Annotated in this window: 14 protein-coding genes and 1 pseudogene; 6 read left to right on the plus strand and 9 right to left on the minus strand. The window is 45.0% G+C overall.

The genetic code is table 11. From position 1 onward, the window contains the following. Positions 1 to 771 precede the first annotated feature (771 nt). The 3 genes from dnaA (at position 772) to recF (ending at position 4973) form a co-directional block, all read left to right on the plus strand. Positions 772 to 2331 (plus strand): chromosomal replication initiator protein DnaA, encoded by a 1560-nt coding sequence (dnaA, locus tag LP107_RS00005; RefSeq protein ID WP_244893693.1) that lies wholly within the window; start codon positions 772 to 774, stop codon positions 2329 to 2331. 343 nt (positions 2332 to 2674) lie between these two features. Then, positions 2675 to 3817: a DNA polymerase III subunit beta gene (dnaN, locus tag LP107_RS00010; protein WP_078274924.1), complete on the plus strand. Its 1143-nt coding sequence runs from the start codon at positions 2675 to 2677 to the stop codon at positions 3815 to 3817. Positions 3818 to 3827: 10 nt separating this feature from the next. After that, positions 3828 to 4973: a DNA replication/repair protein RecF gene (recF, locus tag LP107_RS00015; protein WP_078274925.1), complete on the plus strand. Its 1146-nt coding sequence runs from the start codon at positions 3828 to 3830 to the stop codon at positions 4971 to 4973. A gap of 76 nt (positions 4974 to 5049) precedes the next feature. Here the strand turns inward: recF and LP107_RS00020 are convergent, their stop codons facing one another. Continuing rightward, a complete protein-coding gene (locus LP107_RS00020) occupies positions 5050 to 6978 on the minus strand; it encodes an NAD(P)-binding protein (protein WP_078274926.1) in 1929 nt (642 codons plus the stop codon). Between the two features lie 480 nt (positions 6979 to 7458). Here LP107_RS00020 and LP107_RS00025 point away from each other — a divergent pair, with 480 nt between their 5' ends. Continuing rightward, positions 7459 to 9819 carry a helix-hairpin-helix domain-containing protein gene (locus LP107_RS00025; protein ID WP_264676056.1) on the plus strand — a complete coding sequence of 787 codons (2361 nt, stop codon included), beginning with the start codon at positions 7459 to 7461 and terminating at the stop codon, positions 9817 to 9819. Between the two features lie 280 nt (positions 9820 to 10099). Here the strand turns inward: LP107_RS00025 and LP107_RS00030 are convergent, their stop codons facing one another. The 7 genes and pseudogenes from LP107_RS00030 to LP107_RS00060 form a co-directional block, all read right to left on the minus strand. Further along, positions 10100 to 10594 carry an Rrf2 family transcriptional regulator gene (locus tag LP107_RS00030; protein ID WP_078274928.1) on the minus strand — a complete coding sequence of 165 codons (495 nt, stop codon included), beginning with the start codon at positions 10592 to 10594 and terminating at the stop codon, positions 10100 to 10102. Between the two features lie 132 nt (positions 10595 to 10726). Beyond that, positions 10727 to 11131 (minus strand): hypothetical protein, encoded by a 405-nt coding sequence (locus LP107_RS00035; RefSeq protein ID WP_078274929.1) that lies wholly within the window; start codon positions 11129 to 11131, stop codon positions 10727 to 10729. Positions 11132 to 11283: 152 nt separating this feature from the next. Further along, complete coding sequence (locus tag LP107_RS00040; protein WP_162860328.1) at positions 11284 to 11436, minus strand: hypothetical protein; 153 nt, start codon at positions 11434 to 11436, stop codon at positions 11284 to 11286. Positions 11437 to 11503: 67 nt separating this feature from the next. After that, positions 11504 to 12070, minus strand: coding sequence for an oxidoreductase (locus LP107_RS00045; protein WP_264676055.1), 567 nt, complete (start codon positions 12068 to 12070; stop codon positions 11504 to 11506). Then, positions 11986 to 12602: pseudogene (locus LP107_RS00050) on the minus strand (oxidoreductase). Before LP107_RS00050 ends, LP107_RS00045 begins: the two are co-directional and overlap by 85 nt. Positions 12603 to 12856: 254 nt before the next feature. Continuing rightward, positions 12857 to 13840 (minus strand): LLM class flavin-dependent oxidoreductase, encoded by a 984-nt coding sequence (locus LP107_RS00055; protein WP_112741655.1) that lies wholly within the window; start codon positions 13838 to 13840, stop codon positions 12857 to 12859. 106 nt (positions 13841 to 13946) lie between these two features. Then, positions 13947 to 14300 carry an ArsR/SmtB family transcription factor gene (locus LP107_RS00060; RefSeq protein WP_112741656.1) on the minus strand — a complete coding sequence of 118 codons (354 nt, stop codon included), beginning with the start codon at positions 14298 to 14300 and terminating at the stop codon, positions 13947 to 13949. Positions 14301 to 14467: 167 nt separating this feature from the next. Here LP107_RS00060 and LP107_RS00065 point away from each other — a divergent pair. Both LP107_RS00065 and LP107_RS00070 read left to right on the plus strand, forming a co-directional pair. Next, positions 14468 to 15167, plus strand: a protein-coding gene (locus LP107_RS00065) for an IS1 family transposase (RefSeq protein ID WP_228157684.1) whose coding sequence is annotated in 2 segments (ribosomal slippage) — positions 14468 to 14814 and positions 14813 to 15167 — 702 coding nt in all. Because the reading frame shifts where the segments join, the coding sequence is not laid out codon by codon here. Positions 15168 to 15174: 7 nt separating this feature from the next. Continuing rightward, a complete protein-coding gene (locus LP107_RS00070) occupies positions 15175 to 16128 on the plus strand; it encodes a pseudouridine synthase (protein WP_228157733.1) in 954 nt (317 codons plus the stop codon). Between the two features lie 49 nt (positions 16129 to 16177). On the opposite strand, the gene LP107_RS00075 is transcribed toward LP107_RS00070, so the two are convergent. Continuing rightward, a complete protein-coding gene (locus LP107_RS00075; RefSeq protein ID WP_147287302.1) occupies positions 16178 to 16393 on the minus strand; it encodes a hypothetical protein in 216 nt (71 codons plus the stop codon). Between the last annotated feature and the right edge of the window lie 38 nt (positions 16394 to 16431).

Below are 16431 nucleotides of genomic sequence, written 5' to 3' on the forward strand. Positions count from 1 at the left end.
AATTTACCTTAAGGTTGTATCACAGGCTCTGCAGAAGCCGTTTTTTGTGATGGGTTATGTTTAACCAAACAGTTGAGTATTGGATTATATCCAATATGTCATTATTGATGTTTGGCGAAAAACCTACGTACTTTACCAAAAAGATGAATCAAAGTCAAGTTATTTTTTAAAAGTTTGGTTTTTTTGATGGTTTGTATTATGACATGTGATTTGTTCTGACTGTCAAAATGTAATAACTTTTAAATTATTTTAAAAGTTATCCACAGATTTTCTACTGGCTTATTTTTTATTTTAATATAAAAAATAATAATAATAAGGGTTTAATATTTCTGTGGATAAGTATTAAAATTTTATAAAAATCATATATTTGTATTGTTTATAAACCTGTATATAACTTGTGGGTAAAATGTGAATAAGTTCTTTGTTTTACTTATCAACAAATTTATCCACAAACTTATCCACAGAAAAATTATCGTTGCAAAATGTCAAATTTGTGGTATTATAGGCAAACATTTAAGGGCGGGCAAGTTGGTATTTGATTAAAAATCATACAATTACCAAGAATTGCAGGATTTTTCGCCTGACTTGTATTTTAATTATTTTTATCAAAAACTTATCGTTATGATGATTTTAAATCATAACTTTTAGTTTATAATGATGTTTGAGTGAATGTAAACATGAAAAGTGGGCTGGCTGTGTTCTGGCTAATCACTTAAATTCGTTTTCAGTTAGATTTTGCTTACCCAAGTTTGTTATTTGAGTTAATTTATCATGCAAAACATATCGCTATTTGATGAAGTTATGCCAGAACATCTACCGTCTGATAAGGTGGGTGCTGGTATGGATGTGAGTGTTGGTCAGAAAAATGACACCCCTGCTGTCGATGACAAAGGCGTGGCGGATAATGGGGTGGGTGATGACGACATGATTGGCGATGTTCAAAAGCATGATGTCGATGCTGAGCTGTTTTGGCAGTCGTGCTTATCTGAGTTAAAACATGAGCTAAAAGAGGGTGAGCTTAATCAGTGGCTACGCTCCTTAAAGCCTGTATTTGCTGATGAGATGCTGGTATTGTTCGCCATTAATGATGTGTTTATCCGTCGCATTGAGACGCATTATTATGACAAAATCTGTGCGGTGGTGGCACGTCTGGCAGATGGTGGTGGTCAGGATGTGTCAGGTGTCGCCCTTCGGGTCATGCCCCTTGTACCAAAAAGCGACAAGGCAGATAAAGCCCCTAAAAAACAAAAGCCCAAATCATCCAAAAAACCGACAAGCATCGAGGAGAGCCAACCCTTAGAAGAGCGGTTTACCTTTGAAAATTTTGTCAAGGGCAAATCCAATGCACTGGCATATAACGCCTGCCAAGAGCTAACCAAAAATCTGACCGATAAGGCTGCCAAGCACGACACGCATTTGTATTTTATCTATGGTTCATCAGGGCTGGGCAAGACTCATCTTATGCATGCGGTGGCTCATCGTTATGAGCGTGCTGGGCTTTTGGTGTGTTATTTTAGTAAAGATCAGTTTTTTAAGGTGACCATTAACGCCTTGCGTGGGGGTGAGGGTGGGGCGGATTCTTTGCTTCGGCGGATTTGTCAAGCAGATTTGCTCATCGTTGATGACGTGCACATGATTAACAACAAAAACGGCCCGAAAGTCTCGCAGTTTTTGATGACGCTATTTGGCGAATTCACCAAAGGTGATAAACGCCTGATTTTGGCGTCTGACAGACCACCGTCACAAATGCAGGATTTTGACACACGTTTTTTGTCACGCTTTGAGGGTGGATTGTCGCTTGCCATTGAACCGCCTGACATTGAAATGCGTATGCAAATTTTGCAAAAAAAGGCGACTTTGCTTGGCATGGAGCTGCCCAAAGACTGTGCGATTTTTATGGCACAAAACATGCCCCCCGATGTCCGCCGATTAGAAGGGGCGTTAAACCAAGTGCGTGCCAATGCTCTATTGGTGGGCGGTGAGGTGACACTCTCGCTGGTGCGTCACGCCATCAAAGACCGTATTGAAGCACGAGCAAGGGCGGTCAATGCAGAGAACATTCGTGACCTAGTGGCGGAGTATTATGGCGTGTCGGTCAAAGATTTGATTGGTAAAAAACGGGCTCGCAACATCGCTCGCCCTCGTCAGATGGCGATGGCATTGGTGCGTGAGCTGACCCAAGACAGCTTTCCTGAGATAGGGCAAGTGTTTGGCGGGCGAGACCATACCACGGTCATGCATGCTTGCGAGAAAATTAGCGAACTGCGAGCTGAGGAGTCATCGGTAGAAAAAGACTATCAGGCCTTACTTGCCACGCTTGAATTTGCTTGATGGTAATAGCCATCATGAAATGCGGTGTGAAGTTTGTTATAATAGATGTATTAGGGCGTGCTGAACATTGATAACATTATTTATGAAAACGATGAAAATTTAACGCTTTTGTCAATTTTTGCATGAAAAATGGCTATCCGACCACTTAATCATATAAATTTTTAAGATTTTAACTTAATTTTTAAAATTAAGTGGTCGGATTGTGGCTCGAAGTCAAAATCCTTGTTGATATTGTAATATCAACTGCGAACTTTTCCTTGAAAAACGAGCGATTTCTCCTATTTTTTATTGCAAATACCAATATTCAACACGCCCTACATTTTTGTAAATATTAAGGATTTTTATGAAATTAGTCATTGATAAAGCCCTGCTCATCAAAGCCATGACGCTCATCATTGAGGCGGTGGATAATCATCACCAAATGGCGATTTTGGGCAACCTAAAACTCGTGCTAGAACCACAAAGCCTGACGATGACCGCGTCCGATTTGGAGGTGGAGCTGACCAATGTCATCAGTCTGCCCGAGGGGGCGTGCGTGACGGCAGGGGCGGTAACCATTCCTGCGGATAAGTTCTTTGGTATTTGTAAAGCTCTGCCTGATAACATGGTCAGCATTGAAGTGGCGGGCAGTCGCTGTTACATCACCAGTGGTAAGGGTAAATACATGCTCAGCACGCTACCTGCTCAGGATTATCCAAGCATTGGCGAGCCACGCTCAGAAAAGCTGGTTAAAATCGGACGTGACACTCTATTTAATCTCATCAAGCACACCCGCTTTGCCATGGCGACCCAAGACGTACGTCACTACTTGACAGGACTGCTCTTTGAGATTGAGGGTGACAAACTGACCGCAGTGGCAACCGATGGACATCGTTTGGCAGTGGCGTATCAGACCTTGGCGGACAGTCATGATGAAACCAAAGTCATCATCCCGGGTAAGGCGGTCAGTGGGTTAGAAAAACTCTTGACCGACCTACTAAAAACCGCCGAAGAAAATGGCGACATGGTAACTTTGGGGTTAGATAATGACTTTTTGACCGTCAGTTTAAACTTTGGCGGGCAGATGATGATATCTTTGACCGCCCGTTTGATTGAGGGTAAATTCCCCGATTACCGCCGTGTCATGCCAACCAATAACGATAAAATCGCCATTTTTAATAAAGACAGCATGGTCGAGGTTTTGCGTCGGGTGGCGGTGGTAAACACCAAAGACTCCCCTGGCGTGTTACTGCACTTTGCTAAAAGCGAGACGGTGGATGTCATCTCAACCAACCGTGAGCAAGACGAAGCCAGAGAAGAGGTGGCGGTCAATTACACAGGTGAGCCGATTGAGATTTCATTTAATGAGTCCTATTTGCGAGCTGTGCTAAATGTGCTAGAGGGTGACATTCGCCTAGAAATGGTACATCCGACCAGTCCGACACGCATTTATCAAGTGGGCGATGACCACAATTATCAATATGTTGTCATGCCCATGCGTGTGTGATGGGCAGGGCATGATCACACAGCTTCAAATCACCCACGTACGCAACCTAGCTCAGATAAGTCTGACACTCGCTGATTGTAATGTGTTCGTGGGTCGTAATGGCAGTGGCAAAACATCGCTTTTAGAAGCGGTGTTTTTGTTGTCTCGGGGTAAAACTTTTCGTCATCATGAACCCAAACGTTACATCAGTCATCATCAAAAATCCTGCACGGTGTGGGCGATGACAGAGTCTGACATGTTAGCAGTGCAAAAAAACTTAGATGAGCGACAGCTGGCAACGACGGTGTTAAAACTCAATGGGCAAACCGTGACAACCCAAAGTCCACTGACTTATGCCTTGCCAGTGTTGCCCATTGACCCTAGTGGGATGACGGTGTTAGAAGAGGGTAGTCATGCCAGACGGCAGATGTTGGACTGGCTGACGTTTCACGTGAAACAGGAGTTTTATGGAGAGTGGCTTGCCTATCAGCGACTGCTTAAACAGCGAAATCTATTACTAAAATCGCCCCGTGTGCGTGAGCGAGCGGGCGAAGTGCGGGCATGGGACAGTCAACTGGCGTATCATGCAGACAAGCTACACCAATGTCGGCAGGCGGTCTTTGAGCGGTGGCAGGTGTGCTTTGATGAGATGATGGGGCGACTACTACCACATTATCAGGGTGATATTTACCTGTCTTATCAAGCAGGCTTTGATGATAAGACAGGACTACTCTCTATATTAGCGTCTCGCTTGGGCTCTGACATGGAGCTGGGCTATACCCGCGTGGGGGCTCACCGTGCTGATGTGATGGTGATGTTAAAGCAGTCTGGTGATGGCGGACACATCAAAAGTCAGGCGGTGGATGTACTCTCTCGGGGCGAGAAAAAACTGCTCATCATCGCCCTAAGACTCTCACAACTACAAGTGATGTGTGCGTATCAGCAGGTACAGCCTGTGGTGCTTGTTGATGATATTGATGCAGAGCTTGATGTGGGGGCGATGAATGTACTACTAGACACACTACTGTCACTGCCTTGTCAGCTCATGATAACCAGTTTGCAAGATGAGACGACGGAGATGGTCGCCCAAAAACTATCAGCCCTGCATGAGCCAAGGACCTTTAAAAAGTTTCACGTGAAACAGGGTGATATCACGCCAGATGAGTGTTCCACGTGAAACAAGAATGTGTAATAAATAAGCGATAAAAAGAGCTTGGTGTTCAAGCTCTTTTGTTTTATTAAGGCTTTTCCACTTATGCCTTAATCTCTTGGACGGCTCGCCACGCTTGGTTTATTGCCCCGTCCGCATAAGGCATCCAGTTGGCATCAGAGTTTGCCATGTGGATATTACCATGAGCTTGTTTGACGCTATCTAGCGTTTTCTCAGCAATATCATCTTTGTCAAATAAGACGTTGCGTTCATAGCTGTATCCATGCCCCCAGCGGTTGATGGTGATGGCAAGAATCTTGTCGTCAAGATTCTCTCCTACTACGTCGTACATCTCACGCAGTTGGTCAAGGGCTTGCTTTTCTAGGTCGTGATAACTGGCTCGGTACAGCTCGGAGCGTCCGATTTTACAAGCTTCACGCACGTCTTTGCCTGTACCATAAGGTACAGCAATGCGTGCCATATGAATAACCATAGGCTCGCTCGGGTCTTTGGGGTAGTGATAACCGCCCATGCTTACAGGATAATCTATCATGATAAAGCAATAAGGGGCTTTGGGGGCGTAAAACTGCCATGCACCGAGCTTTTTAAAGGCTTGCCAATCCTTGACCAAGATTTTGGTATAAATCATTGGCACTCGGATGTTTTGTAAGTGGTCATCCTTTTGCGTTTGAGGTAGGTCGTTATCGATAAATGGTATCATGCCATGCTGACATGCTAAGATGCAGTGATGAGCGTCCACACGGTGGAGCTTACCGTCTTTTTTGTAGCCTATCATCACGCCTTTTTTGTCGTCGGTTTCGATGTTTTTGACTTGGACGGCGGTGGCATTTAGGCGGATATTGACAGACTGCTCGGGTGTGTCAAGCTTGGTGTAGTCAAATTTGTCCAATACGATGACTTCCATCTCGCTTTTGCCGTTGGCGTGGTCGGGGTTGGCGACAACTGCGGGTATCATCTTTTTGACCAGTAGGCGAGCGATGGAGGCGTTGCCATCAGGAAAGTGAAAAATATAAGGTTCGCTCTCGCCATCGTTATCGGCTTCTAGCCCTGATAATTCAAGTCCTGCATAGCCTTCATAAAAGGCATCATAAGCTGACAGACCATCAATGTTAAATCCCCAGTATTCCAAACAAAGCTCTTCCATATACGCCATCGCTCCTTGGGGGAGTTTGACATGGTCTTTTAAAAATTTATCATAACTGATGGATTGTAGATAGTCTTCTCGCTCGCCCAGTGTCATGTCGCCCAAATAGTCTTTGGGAGTGGTGTATAGCTCTATCAAGGCGGTTTTGTCCGTATCTGATAAAGGAGCTTTGGCAAACAGCTCTGTGGCGTTGTCAGCATTGGGCTCATCGGGCAGTACCACGCTTTGTCCAAAGATGGCTTTGTTAAAAAACACGCCCTGCTTGTTCATGCCTAGGTTTTTAAAATAATCTTGGTCATAATAGGTGTAGAATTTTTGTACATCAATACCAAGCTCATTAAGCAGTCCCATGGCTTCATCGCTATAATCGCTTGGGGTATCGATGGATTCACTACCGCCATAACTGAGTCGAAAGATGTCTTTGTCATCAACACTCTCGCTAAACTCATTGCGTTTGGCATGACCGCCAAAGTCATCATGGTTGTCTAATACTAAGATTTTGGCACTGGGAAACTTTTTTTGGTAAAAATAGGCACTGGCAAGCCCGCTAATGCCTGCCCCGACCACGACCAAATCTACCGTCTCTGATACGCTTTCGCCTGAGACATCAAACTGTACTTTTTTCCATGCCATCTCATGAGCGACATCATAACTGCCTGCATGATTGCCACGCAAGCCTGTCAGTTCGGGTGGATAGTTGGAGCTGGTTTTGGCGGTTGGTGGTAGGGTGTTGCCACTGGTTTTGGGAGAGTCTGCCTGTGGCGTGGGAGTGTCATCACTGCAAGCGGTTAGTGTGCCTGTGGCAAGGGAGGTGATGAGTAGGGCTGAGCCGTTTAAAAAATCACGGCGAGTGATACGTTTGTTCATTATTTAAGCAGGTGATAAAAAGATAGATTGTAACGCAAAATTTTTAAAAATCAATGAAAAAGTGATGGGTATAGATAGAAGTTTTTGAAAACGATAAAGCCCCAACTTGCGTTAGGGCTTATCGTATGGGTTTTGTAGTCCGTCTATCATCCGTGGTTCATGTGTCAGCGGTCATCCGTGGTGGCGCATCCATGTGCCGTCTTCCTTGCTGATGGGTGTATTATGCCAAAAGTTATCTTGTAAGAAAATATGCAAAAATCGCAAAGTTTTGTAAGTATATGCTTACAAACGCAAATCATGCCCCAAACCCCTTTATCAATGCTCGCACACCCAATATCAGCAAAATGACAAACGTAATCATGGTGGTACCTTGTGTAAAATGGATGAAAATAGACAAATCGGGGCGTGGATTTGTGCCTATCAAACACCCCCAAAACTTGTTATAATAGCACATTTATCATTCTCATACAGTAGGATATTATGGATACCCAAGCCACAAGCCCTAATGCCATCAACCACACCGCCATCTACCAAAAACTTGCCACAGACCATGCCGTGCGTGCCGAGCAGGTTCAAGCCTTTGCCGACTTATTAGACGAAGGGGTGAGCGTGCCATTCATTGCCCGTTATCGTAAGGATAAGACAGGCGGACTTGATGATGATATGCTTCGCACCCTAGAAAAAGCCCTAACGCACGAGCGGGATTTGGAGGTTCGCCGTAACAAAGTACTTGACCTTTTGACCGCCCAAAACGCCCTCACGGACGAACTTGCCCTGCGTGTCAAAAACGCCATGAGTAAATTGGAGCTTGACGCCATTTATGAACCCTACCGCCCAAAACGCCGTACCTTGTCGGCTAAGGCGACTTTGGCAGGACTTCGCCTGATTGCTGAGCGGATTTTGGCAGGAGAGAGCTTGGACGCTGCTCTGTCCGACTACACGCCTGTTAGCACGGTAACGGACGAGCAGGGCGAGAGCTTTGATGTGGATTATAGCACTCGTGAGCTACAACTGGCAGGCGTGCAAGCGATTATTCTTGATGAATGGTCGCTCCATTTGGATTTGTTTGACAAGGTGCGGACGGGCTTTAACGCCACAGCAAGCATTCATTCAGAGCTTGTGGGTGAAGAAAAACGAGAAGCAGGCGAGAAATTCAAAGACTATTTTGACCATACCGAAACCTTTGCCAAGCTCTCCAATCATCGCCTACTTGCCATGCTTCGTGGCAGACAGGCAAACGTGCTTGTCCTATCCGTGCTTGGCGAAGATGAGCCGTTTGTCAATCAAATCAAAACCGCTTTTGGGGCGAGCGATACGGACGAGCGTGGGCAGTTTTTGAGCGAGACGGCAGACAGATTGTGGAATGCCAAATGGCGACCACAGATAGAGCATCGCCTATTGACCGAAAGACGACTGGACGCTGAGACGCACGCCATTGGCGTATTCGCCCAAAACCTAAAACACCTACTCATGACCGCCCCTGCTGGACGTAAAGTCATTCTAGGCGTGGACCCTGGTATCCGTCATGGTGTAAAAATGGCGGTGATTGACGGCACAGGCGATGTCGTGGCGACCGATACCGTGTACCCCTTTACCGACCCCACGACCGACAAGGCAAAGGCGGTGATTGCCAAACTCATTGCTGATTATGGCGTGGAGCTTGTCGCCATTGGCAACGGCACAGCAAGCCGTGAATCGGACGAGCTTGTGAGGTCGGTCATTAGCGAGAACAGCCTATCTGCCAAAGCGGTGGTGGTGAGTGAGGCGGGGGCGAGCGTGTATTCGGCAAGTGAGATTGCAAGTTACGAGCTACCCGAGCTTGATGTGTCGGTGCGTGGGGCGGTGTCTATCGCCAGACGATTGCAAGACCCTTTATCCGAGCTTGTCAAGGTTGAGCCAAAGGCAATCGGCGTGGGGCAATATCAGCACGATGTCAATCAAGCCGAGCTAGAATCTAGCCTTGACAAAGTAACCGAAGACTGTGTGAATGCAGTGGGCGTGGACGTGAACACGGCAAGCCCTGCTATTCTTGCCCATATCGCAGGGCTGAACAAAAATGTCGCCCAACAAATCGTGAACTACCGCCGTACCAATGGGGTATTCAAAAACCGTGAAGAGCTAAAAGCCGTACCACGCTTGGGCGTAAAGACTTTTGAGCAGTCGGCAGGATTTTTGCGTATCAAAGACGGCACTGAGCCACTAGACGCAACAGGCGTACACCCTGAGAGTTATGGACTTGTTTATGAGATTTTGCGTAAGGCGGACAAATCGCTGTCGGACGTGCTGGGCAACGAGACCCTTGCCAAATCGCTAAATGACAGCACGGACAATTTTAGCCAGCTTGCCACGGTGCTTGCCGAGCTTGCCAAACCTGCCCATGACCCCCGTGGCGAATTTAAAACCGCCAAATTCCGTGATGACGTGAGCGAAATGGGGCACTTGCAAATCGGCATGGAGCTAGAAGGTGTGGTAACGAACGTAACTGCGTTTGGCTGTTTTGTGGATATTGGCGTACACCAAGACGGGCTTGTGCATATCTCTGAGCTGTCCGACTGTTTTGTGGCTGACCCTGCGGACATAGTCAAACCCCAAGACATCGTCAAAGTGCGTGTGCTGTTGGTGGACGAGCCAAGAGGTCGCATTGGACTGTCTATGAAATCGCCTGACAAAAAAGACGTCTCAAAGTCCGATAAAGCGGATAAAGAATTTAAAGACAAGTCAAATACCAAACCAAACAACAAGCCCAATAATAAGCCAAAACGTGAATTTAACAAACCTAAAAACGAACCTGCCAAAGTAGGAAGTTTTGGGGCGTTGTTACAGCAGGCGGGGCTTAAATAGTTTGGGTTAGTCATTAAGAATAAAGGTGGGGTTGCCCACCTTTGTTTTGTCATGTACAAATCTAACAACAAAAACAAAGCCACAAATGGGGGTATTTGTGGCTTTTGTTATGTGGTTTTGCTACTTGCGGTGTTCCATGGTTTATCCATAATATCAGCGTTCATCCATGTTGGCTTATCCATTTGCCATCTCCTTGCTGATGGATGTATTATGCCAAAATGACGACCATAAGAAAATACGCAAAAATCGCAAAGTTTTGTCAGCATATGCTTACAAATACCTATCCCATATTTTTATCCAGAAGTGTCAATAACTCTTTGTCATTGGCCAGCACGTCAGCAAGGGTGTAGCCATCTAGCACCGCCACAAAGGCAAGCATGGCTTTATAAAACATGCCCTTTAAAAGGCAGGCAGGCGAGATGATACAGCTGTTGGTATCATCGCCGATATTGACTAAGCTGATTTTGCCGTCTGTGTTTTTGGAGTTGTCATCTAAGCATTCTAATATGCCAAAATCGCTCTCGGTATGGCGAATGAGTCGCCCGATGTTAATCTTGCTCGGGTCTTTGGCTAGGCGAATGCCCCCACCTTTGCCACGCACGCTCTCAATGTAGCCCAATTTACCCAGCTGATGAATGATTTTGGTGAGATGACTTTTTGAGATGTCGTAGGCTTGGGCGATGTCGTCAATGTTGGCAAGCCCACCATCTTTGGGCGTTACCGCCAGATAAATCAAAGAACGCAGGGCATAATCGCTATAATTGGTCAGTTTCATGTTGTTATTCTTCAAGTTAAAAGAATATTATAACAAATTTATGGGGGTTTTACTGTTTTTTGCTTGTTGCTGTTTGTGTGGGTTATGACGGAAATAATCAATGAAAAATCAATCAAAAGTGACAATAGGCATTTATTTTAAGCGTTTCCCGTCTTTGTCAAATATTCCGTATTTTTTACGCTGTGTAATTCGGTGTTGTCTTTCACCTTTGGCTTCTTCCAAAAATTCTGGGCGAATGCCAAACGGAGTTGAGCTTTTGCGTTTTATTCTTGGTTTATTAGGTTTGTCTTGTTGGTTGTTTTTGGAGTTTTTAAGAACAGTATAAAGACAGATAAGCGAAATGATAAAAGCCCCAATGCCAAAGATGAGTGCCATGCCTTGCGTATCAAAAACTGCGGTATTTTGTTCCGAAGGTGTGAGTTGGTGTGGTTTGATTGTGCTGGTGGTGACTGTATTATCAGGCTGTTCTGATAAGATGCGTTGATTGCTAAGTTCTTGAAATTCTTGCCAGTTTTGATTATTGGTGTTGTCGCTCATGATTTACGTTATGATAATTGCCATAAGGTTAGTATAGCAAGGTTTTTATCATTTGGGTAGCGTATTTGGAAGTAATGATTGTTGATTTTAAAGTGATTTAATCAGCTCTTGTATTCCAAGACCTGATTAAATCGTCAAAAGATTTGGGTAATCTAAATCTTACACGCACCGCCTTCACAGCCGTCATCATTGCCGCCATCAAATCCGCCGACCACGCTCACGTCCGCCAAATCGCCAAGCATGGTATCAAAGTCCAGCTCATCAAGGTTTAAATCGTCCAAATGAATTGCTTGTGAATTTGTCATGGGTGTCTCCGAGTTGGGTTTATAAAAATAAAAGATTGGATTGGCGAATCATTTCGCCCTTATTTGATTATATATCCAAAGGTTGCCATTCTTTACCCTTTAATGGCGGTAGATAGGCAAGCCCTTTTTGCTGATACGCCCAAAGCTGGTTTGGGATTTTGTAGATGTCGTTATTACGCTCGGGGTCGATGTGCGTGGCGATTTTGTCGGTGTCGCCTGTCTTTAATAGTGTGGCAAAATTGGGATTGGTTAGCGCTGCCTTACCCACAGCGATAAATTCTGCCCAGCCTGTATCATACGCACGTACCACATCATCGGCAGAGAGCAGACAACCCACGCCAATGAGCGGTAACTTGCCACCAATGCGGGCATGGAGCTGTTCTATGCGAGTCAAATTGGTGTCCGCCCCACGTCTTGCCTTTTTATAAAAATCCCACAACGAGACGTGCAAATATTGCAAAGGCTCATCTACCAGAGCATCAATCAAATCAAACGTGTTCGCCATTGTCAAACCATCATCGCCTGCTTCTTCTGGCGAAAAACGATAGCCTACGATAAATTCTGCCTTGTTGTGTTTGGCTTTTGTTTCATTGACCGTTGAAAACGCAAGCGGTTCTCCAAGCTTCCGCCCCATTCATCATCTCGCTTGTTGGCTTGGGGTGAGAAAAACTGCTGAATAAGATAATTATTCGCCCCATGAATCTCCACGCCATCAAACCCTGCTCGTATGGCAAGGTCGGTTGCCATGCCAAAGCCTGTGATGACCGCCTGTATCTCGTCCACGCTCATGGCTTTGGCGGACTGTTTGCCGTTATCCGTGTCAGACGGGGCGATGACTTCGCCAAACTGGGCAAGCGACTGATAATCGCCATGATGAATTTGCAAAATCGCTTTTGCACCGCCTTTTTTGATGATATTGGCGGTTTCGGTCAGGCTTGCCAAATGGCTCTCATTATAGGCGGACGGTTGCCTGACAAAGGCTTTACCGCTTGGGTGTACCAAAGTCGCCGCTGTGATAAATAAGCCAAAAACGCCCACTTTTTATCGGACAGTGTGCCGTCAGGGTTGGACGCATGGTGGGTCATTGGGGCTACGACAAGGCGGTTTTTGATTTCTACGCCATTATTTAGGGTAAACGGGGTAAAAAGTGGGGTGGTGTCATTCATAATTTTTCTCTTTAAAATAAAATGGTTAATTGATAAATTGGTGTTTTTAAATTGAACGGTAGGGTCGAATCACATTCGCCCTTGTAACATGTATTGGATTTTGGGTTCTTTATCCAAATACACTCTATAAAATGAAAAAGTACTACGGTTTTTCGTTCGTGGTGAGCTATGCCTGCCCATAATGGTTTTCCGCTACCCGCAGGCATAGCTCAGGGCGACGGAAAACTAGTTTTACAGGAAGTTTATTTAAAACATCAATCTTTTACCACATCAGCAAGCAATTCATACGAGCGAGCTTGTTTGTCTTTGTCATAAATATAGCTTACTGCCATAAATTCATCGGCATTGACTTGGCTTTGTAATTGCTCTAACTGAGCTTTGACCGTCTGTGGCGAGCCAATCACGCTACATGCCGTCATGCTCTTTGCCATAGATAGGATATGCGGTGGAATACGACTCTCGATGTCAGAGGTAGGCGGTTTCATGCCTGAGCGTTCGCCCGTTACCACGTTTAAGAGAAACTGCAAACTGGTGGTAGAAAGGAGCTTCGCTTCGCTGTCGGTATCGGCAACAATGGCATTTAGCCCAACGATAACTTTGGGCTTGTCAAGCACGTCAGATGGCTTAAATTCCCTGCGGTAAATCTCCACCGCCTGCACCAAAAACCGTGGGGCAAAATGAGACGCAAAGGCATAAGGCAAACCAAGCTCTGCCGCCAAATACGCACTCTCAGGGCTGGAACCCAAGATATACAGTGGCACGTTTAGCCCTTTGGCAGGGTAGGCTCGCACTTTGTCGCTGTCGTCATTGCCAAAATAAAACTGCAACTCTTTGATATCACTAGGAAAACTCATCGCAAAATCGTCTTGATGACGGCGAATGGCTCGGGCGGTGGCAGGGTCAGTACCAGGGGCTCGCCCAAGCCCCAAATCTACACGGTCAGGATATAGGCTTGCCAGCGTGCCATACTGCTCGGCAACGACAAAGGGCGAATGATTGGGGAGCATGACACCGCCCGACCCGACTCGGATTGTGCTTGTCTTGTCAAGCACACGCTGGATAAGTAGGCTCGTGGCGGAACTTGCCAGATAGGGCATATTGTGGTGTTCGGCAATCCAGTAGCGAGTGTAGCCTGTGCGTTCGGCAAGCTGTGCAAGTTCTACCAAATTATCAATCGCTTGGTTAAAAGTCTCGCCGTCTCGTAAGGGGGCTAGATTTAAAATAGACAAATCGGTCATGGTTTTTCTCGCTTTTACATTTATAAAAATTTAGATATGTTTTGGCAAAATTTTTGGGGTTATTTGATTAAGATGGGTGTAGGGGCAAATCACATTCGCTCAATTATCAACACACCGCAAAAGGCAAATTATTTTCATGAGACAACCTGCCAATCTCATCACGCACTTGGCGGATAAAGCCGTCCACACCGCTTGGGCAGTAGCGGTAATACGTCCATTTGCCAAGGCGTTTGCTCTCTATTAGCCCTGTTTGTTGTAGGCTATTTAAGTAGCTTGAAATCACCGACTGGGCAAGCCCTGATTTGTCGGCAATCACACCCACACAAATCCCACCGTCAAAACCCGTTTCGTCACAGCGTAAAGCGTCCGCCCCAAAATGCGTGGCAGGGTCTTTGAGCCACAGCAAAATCTGATAGCGGACATCGTTGGCAAGCACTTTAAAAATGTCGGTGGATTTCATGAATACAGATAATCTAAAAATAATATATCACTATATCTATAAATTTAGATATATCAAGCTCATCACGCTATCATAAATATGATAAAATGGCGTTAAGATAACGGGTATTATTAAAAACAAATACATAAGTTAAAATAACTCAATACTTTACCATAGAGTAAAAACCAATGAACGAAACATTTGATAGTTGTCCTAAATGTAAGCACAAACACTTTGTCAAAGCAGGTTTTAACAATGGCAGACAACGCTATAAGTGCAAAGGTTGCAATCATTACTTTTCAGTACATAAACCAACGCATCATAAAAGCGAAGCAACCAAGCAAATGGCAATCAATATGTATCTAGAAGGTTTGGGCTTTCGTTCAATTGGTCGCATATTAGGTATTAGTTATGGCACAGTCTATCAATGGGTTAAAAAACTTGGCGAACAACATCAAATCAAACAAGATAGCAATCAAGCGATAGATATCGTTGAGCTTGATGAGATTCATAGCTACACCAAGCATAAAAAACGCTTGCTGGACCCCGCTTGCCATTGACAGAACAACAAAACAAATCTTAGGTTTTGTTTGTGGCAGACGAGACACCAACACCTTTAAACAGCTTTACAATCAATTGAACATCCATAACATTCAACTGTTTTGTAGTGACTACTGGAAATCTTACCTTGAAGTCATTCCAAAATCAAAACATATGACAAGCAAAGCTCAAACTTTTACCATAGAGGGCTATAATAGTCCCATTAGGCATTTCACAGCAAGATTTAGAAGAAAATCAAAATGTTATTCTAAATCCGAGAAAATGATAGAAAACACTTTGAACTTACTGTTTGCTAAGTGGAATGGAACTTTGAATTATGTATTTTAGTTTAACAATGCCAAATAACGTAATCAAAAAACACACCATGCCCCACACCACACCGCCCATGAAAGACGGTATTTCTCCAAGTCGTCTTTATTTAGAAAAATTAAACAATCAGCCCGAGAGCCTACTGGCGTTTTTATGTCAAAAATTCCCCCATATCAGCCCTGATGAGTGGCAGGCACGCTTTGACAGTGGCGATGTTTGGGGAGATATTTCAGATAAGATGACAGGCGGTGTCGCCCCTTTGACGGCAGAGACGCCTTATGTGCATGGATGGACGATTTATTATTATCGAGCCCTACAAGATGAGATTGCAGTGCCGTTTGATCATCAGATTCTCTTTGAAAATGATGAGTTCATGGTGGTAGATAAGCCCCATTTTTTGGCGGTAACGCCATCGGGCAGTTATGTCAAACAGACCCTGCTTGCTCGCCTAAAAGCCGATACGGGCAATGCCGATTTGTCTCCCATTCACAGGCTAGACAGAGAGACGGCAGGGCTGATACTCATCAGTAAAAATGTCGCCACACGCCATCAGTATCAAGCCTTATTTGCTCATCATGCCATTACCAAAGTGTATCACGCCATCGCCACTGTTAATCATAACTTAATAATTCCGATAGATGTTCGCTTGCACTTGGAGCGTGGCGAGCCGTTTTATGTCATGCGCGTCAATGCTGAAAAACCTGCCAATACCCACACGCACATTGATATTTTGGCGGTCAAAGGCGACCTTGCCAAATACGAGCTTCGCCCTACGACGGGCAAACTTCATCAGTTAAGAGTTCATCTAAACCATCTTGGCATACCCATCTGTCATGACCCTTATTATCCATCAGTCCGTCATAAACCCAAAGATGACTTTATCAATCCTTTGCAACTACTTGCCAAACACCTTGTATTTAACGACCCCATCACAGGCGAGCGGTGGGAATTTACATCAAAGCAAAATCTAGCTTTATAAAAAACCCTGCGACTGGGCAGGGTTTTGGGGTAGATTTGCCAGTGTTAAATCACCAAAATAAAAAACTTACCCCAAGCAAAATAAGTAGCACGCATTGGAGTGTCAAAAAGGTTTGGTGTTTTTTTAAAAACGCCACAAGGGGCGAGTCGTGCTTTTTGTCGTCCATATTTTGGACGGTCAGCGTGTCAAGCTCTTGCTTGGTGGGGTGTTTGTTGTCGTTCATGGGGGCAACTGATTTCTTATTGACAAAATCATTGGGGCTCATGCTCATGACCATGTCAAATCTCCGTGGTACTGATGTTT

Source organism: Moraxella bovis (genome assembly GCF_025985205.1).
In the GTDB taxonomy this organism is placed as follows: Bacteria; Pseudomonadota; Gammaproteobacteria; order Pseudomonadales; family Moraxellaceae; genus Moraxella; species Moraxella bovis.

What these genes read in the sequence shown, in the direction of transcription:
- dnaA (WP_244893693.1), top strand. Translation starts at nt 772, where the DNA reads ATGCAAAACATATCGCTATTTGATGAAGTTATGCCAGAACATCTACCG.
- dnaN (WP_078274924.1), top strand. Translation starts at nt 2,675, where the DNA reads ATGAAATTAGTCATTGATAAAGCCCTGCTCATCAAAGCCATGACGCTC.
- recF (WP_078274925.1), top strand. Translation starts at nt 3,828, where the DNA reads ATGATCACACAGCTTCAAATCACCCACGTACGCAACCTAGCTCAGATA.
- LP107_RS00020 (WP_078274926.1), bottom strand. Translation starts at nt 6,978, where the DNA reads ATGAACAAACGTATCACTCGCCGTGATTTTTTAAACGGCTCAGCCCTA.
- LP107_RS00025 (WP_264676056.1), top strand. Translation starts at nt 7,459, where the DNA reads ATGGATACCCAAGCCACAAGCCCTAATGCCATCAACCACACCGCCATC.
- LP107_RS00030 (WP_078274928.1), bottom strand. Translation starts at nt 10,594, where the DNA reads ATGAAACTGACCAATTATAGCGATTATGCCCTGCGTTCTTTGATTTAT.
- LP107_RS00035 (WP_078274929.1), bottom strand. Translation starts at nt 11,131, where the DNA reads ATGAGCGACAACACCAATAATCAAAACTGGCAAGAATTTCAAGAACTT.
- LP107_RS00040 (WP_162860328.1), bottom strand. Translation starts at nt 11,436, where the DNA reads ATGACAAATTCACAAGCAATTCATTTGGACGATTTAAACCTTGATGAG.
- LP107_RS00045 (WP_264676055.1), bottom strand. Translation starts at nt 12,070, where the DNA reads ATGGGGCGGAAGCTTGGAGAACCGCTTGCGTTTTCAACGGTCAATGAA.
- LP107_RS00055 (WP_112741655.1), bottom strand. Translation starts at nt 13,840, where the DNA reads ATGACCGATTTGTCTATTTTAAATCTAGCCCCCTTACGAGACGGCGAG.
- LP107_RS00060 (WP_112741656.1), bottom strand. Translation starts at nt 14,300, where the DNA reads ATGAAATCCACCGACATTTTTAAAGTGCTTGCCAACGATGTCCGCTAT.
- LP107_RS00070 (WP_228157733.1), top strand. Translation starts at nt 15,175, where the DNA reads ATGCCAAATAACGTAATCAAAAAACACACCATGCCCCACACCACACCG.
- LP107_RS00075 (WP_147287302.1), bottom strand. Translation starts at nt 16,393, where the DNA reads ATGAGCCCCAATGATTTTGTCAATAAGAAATCAGTTGCCCCCATGAAC.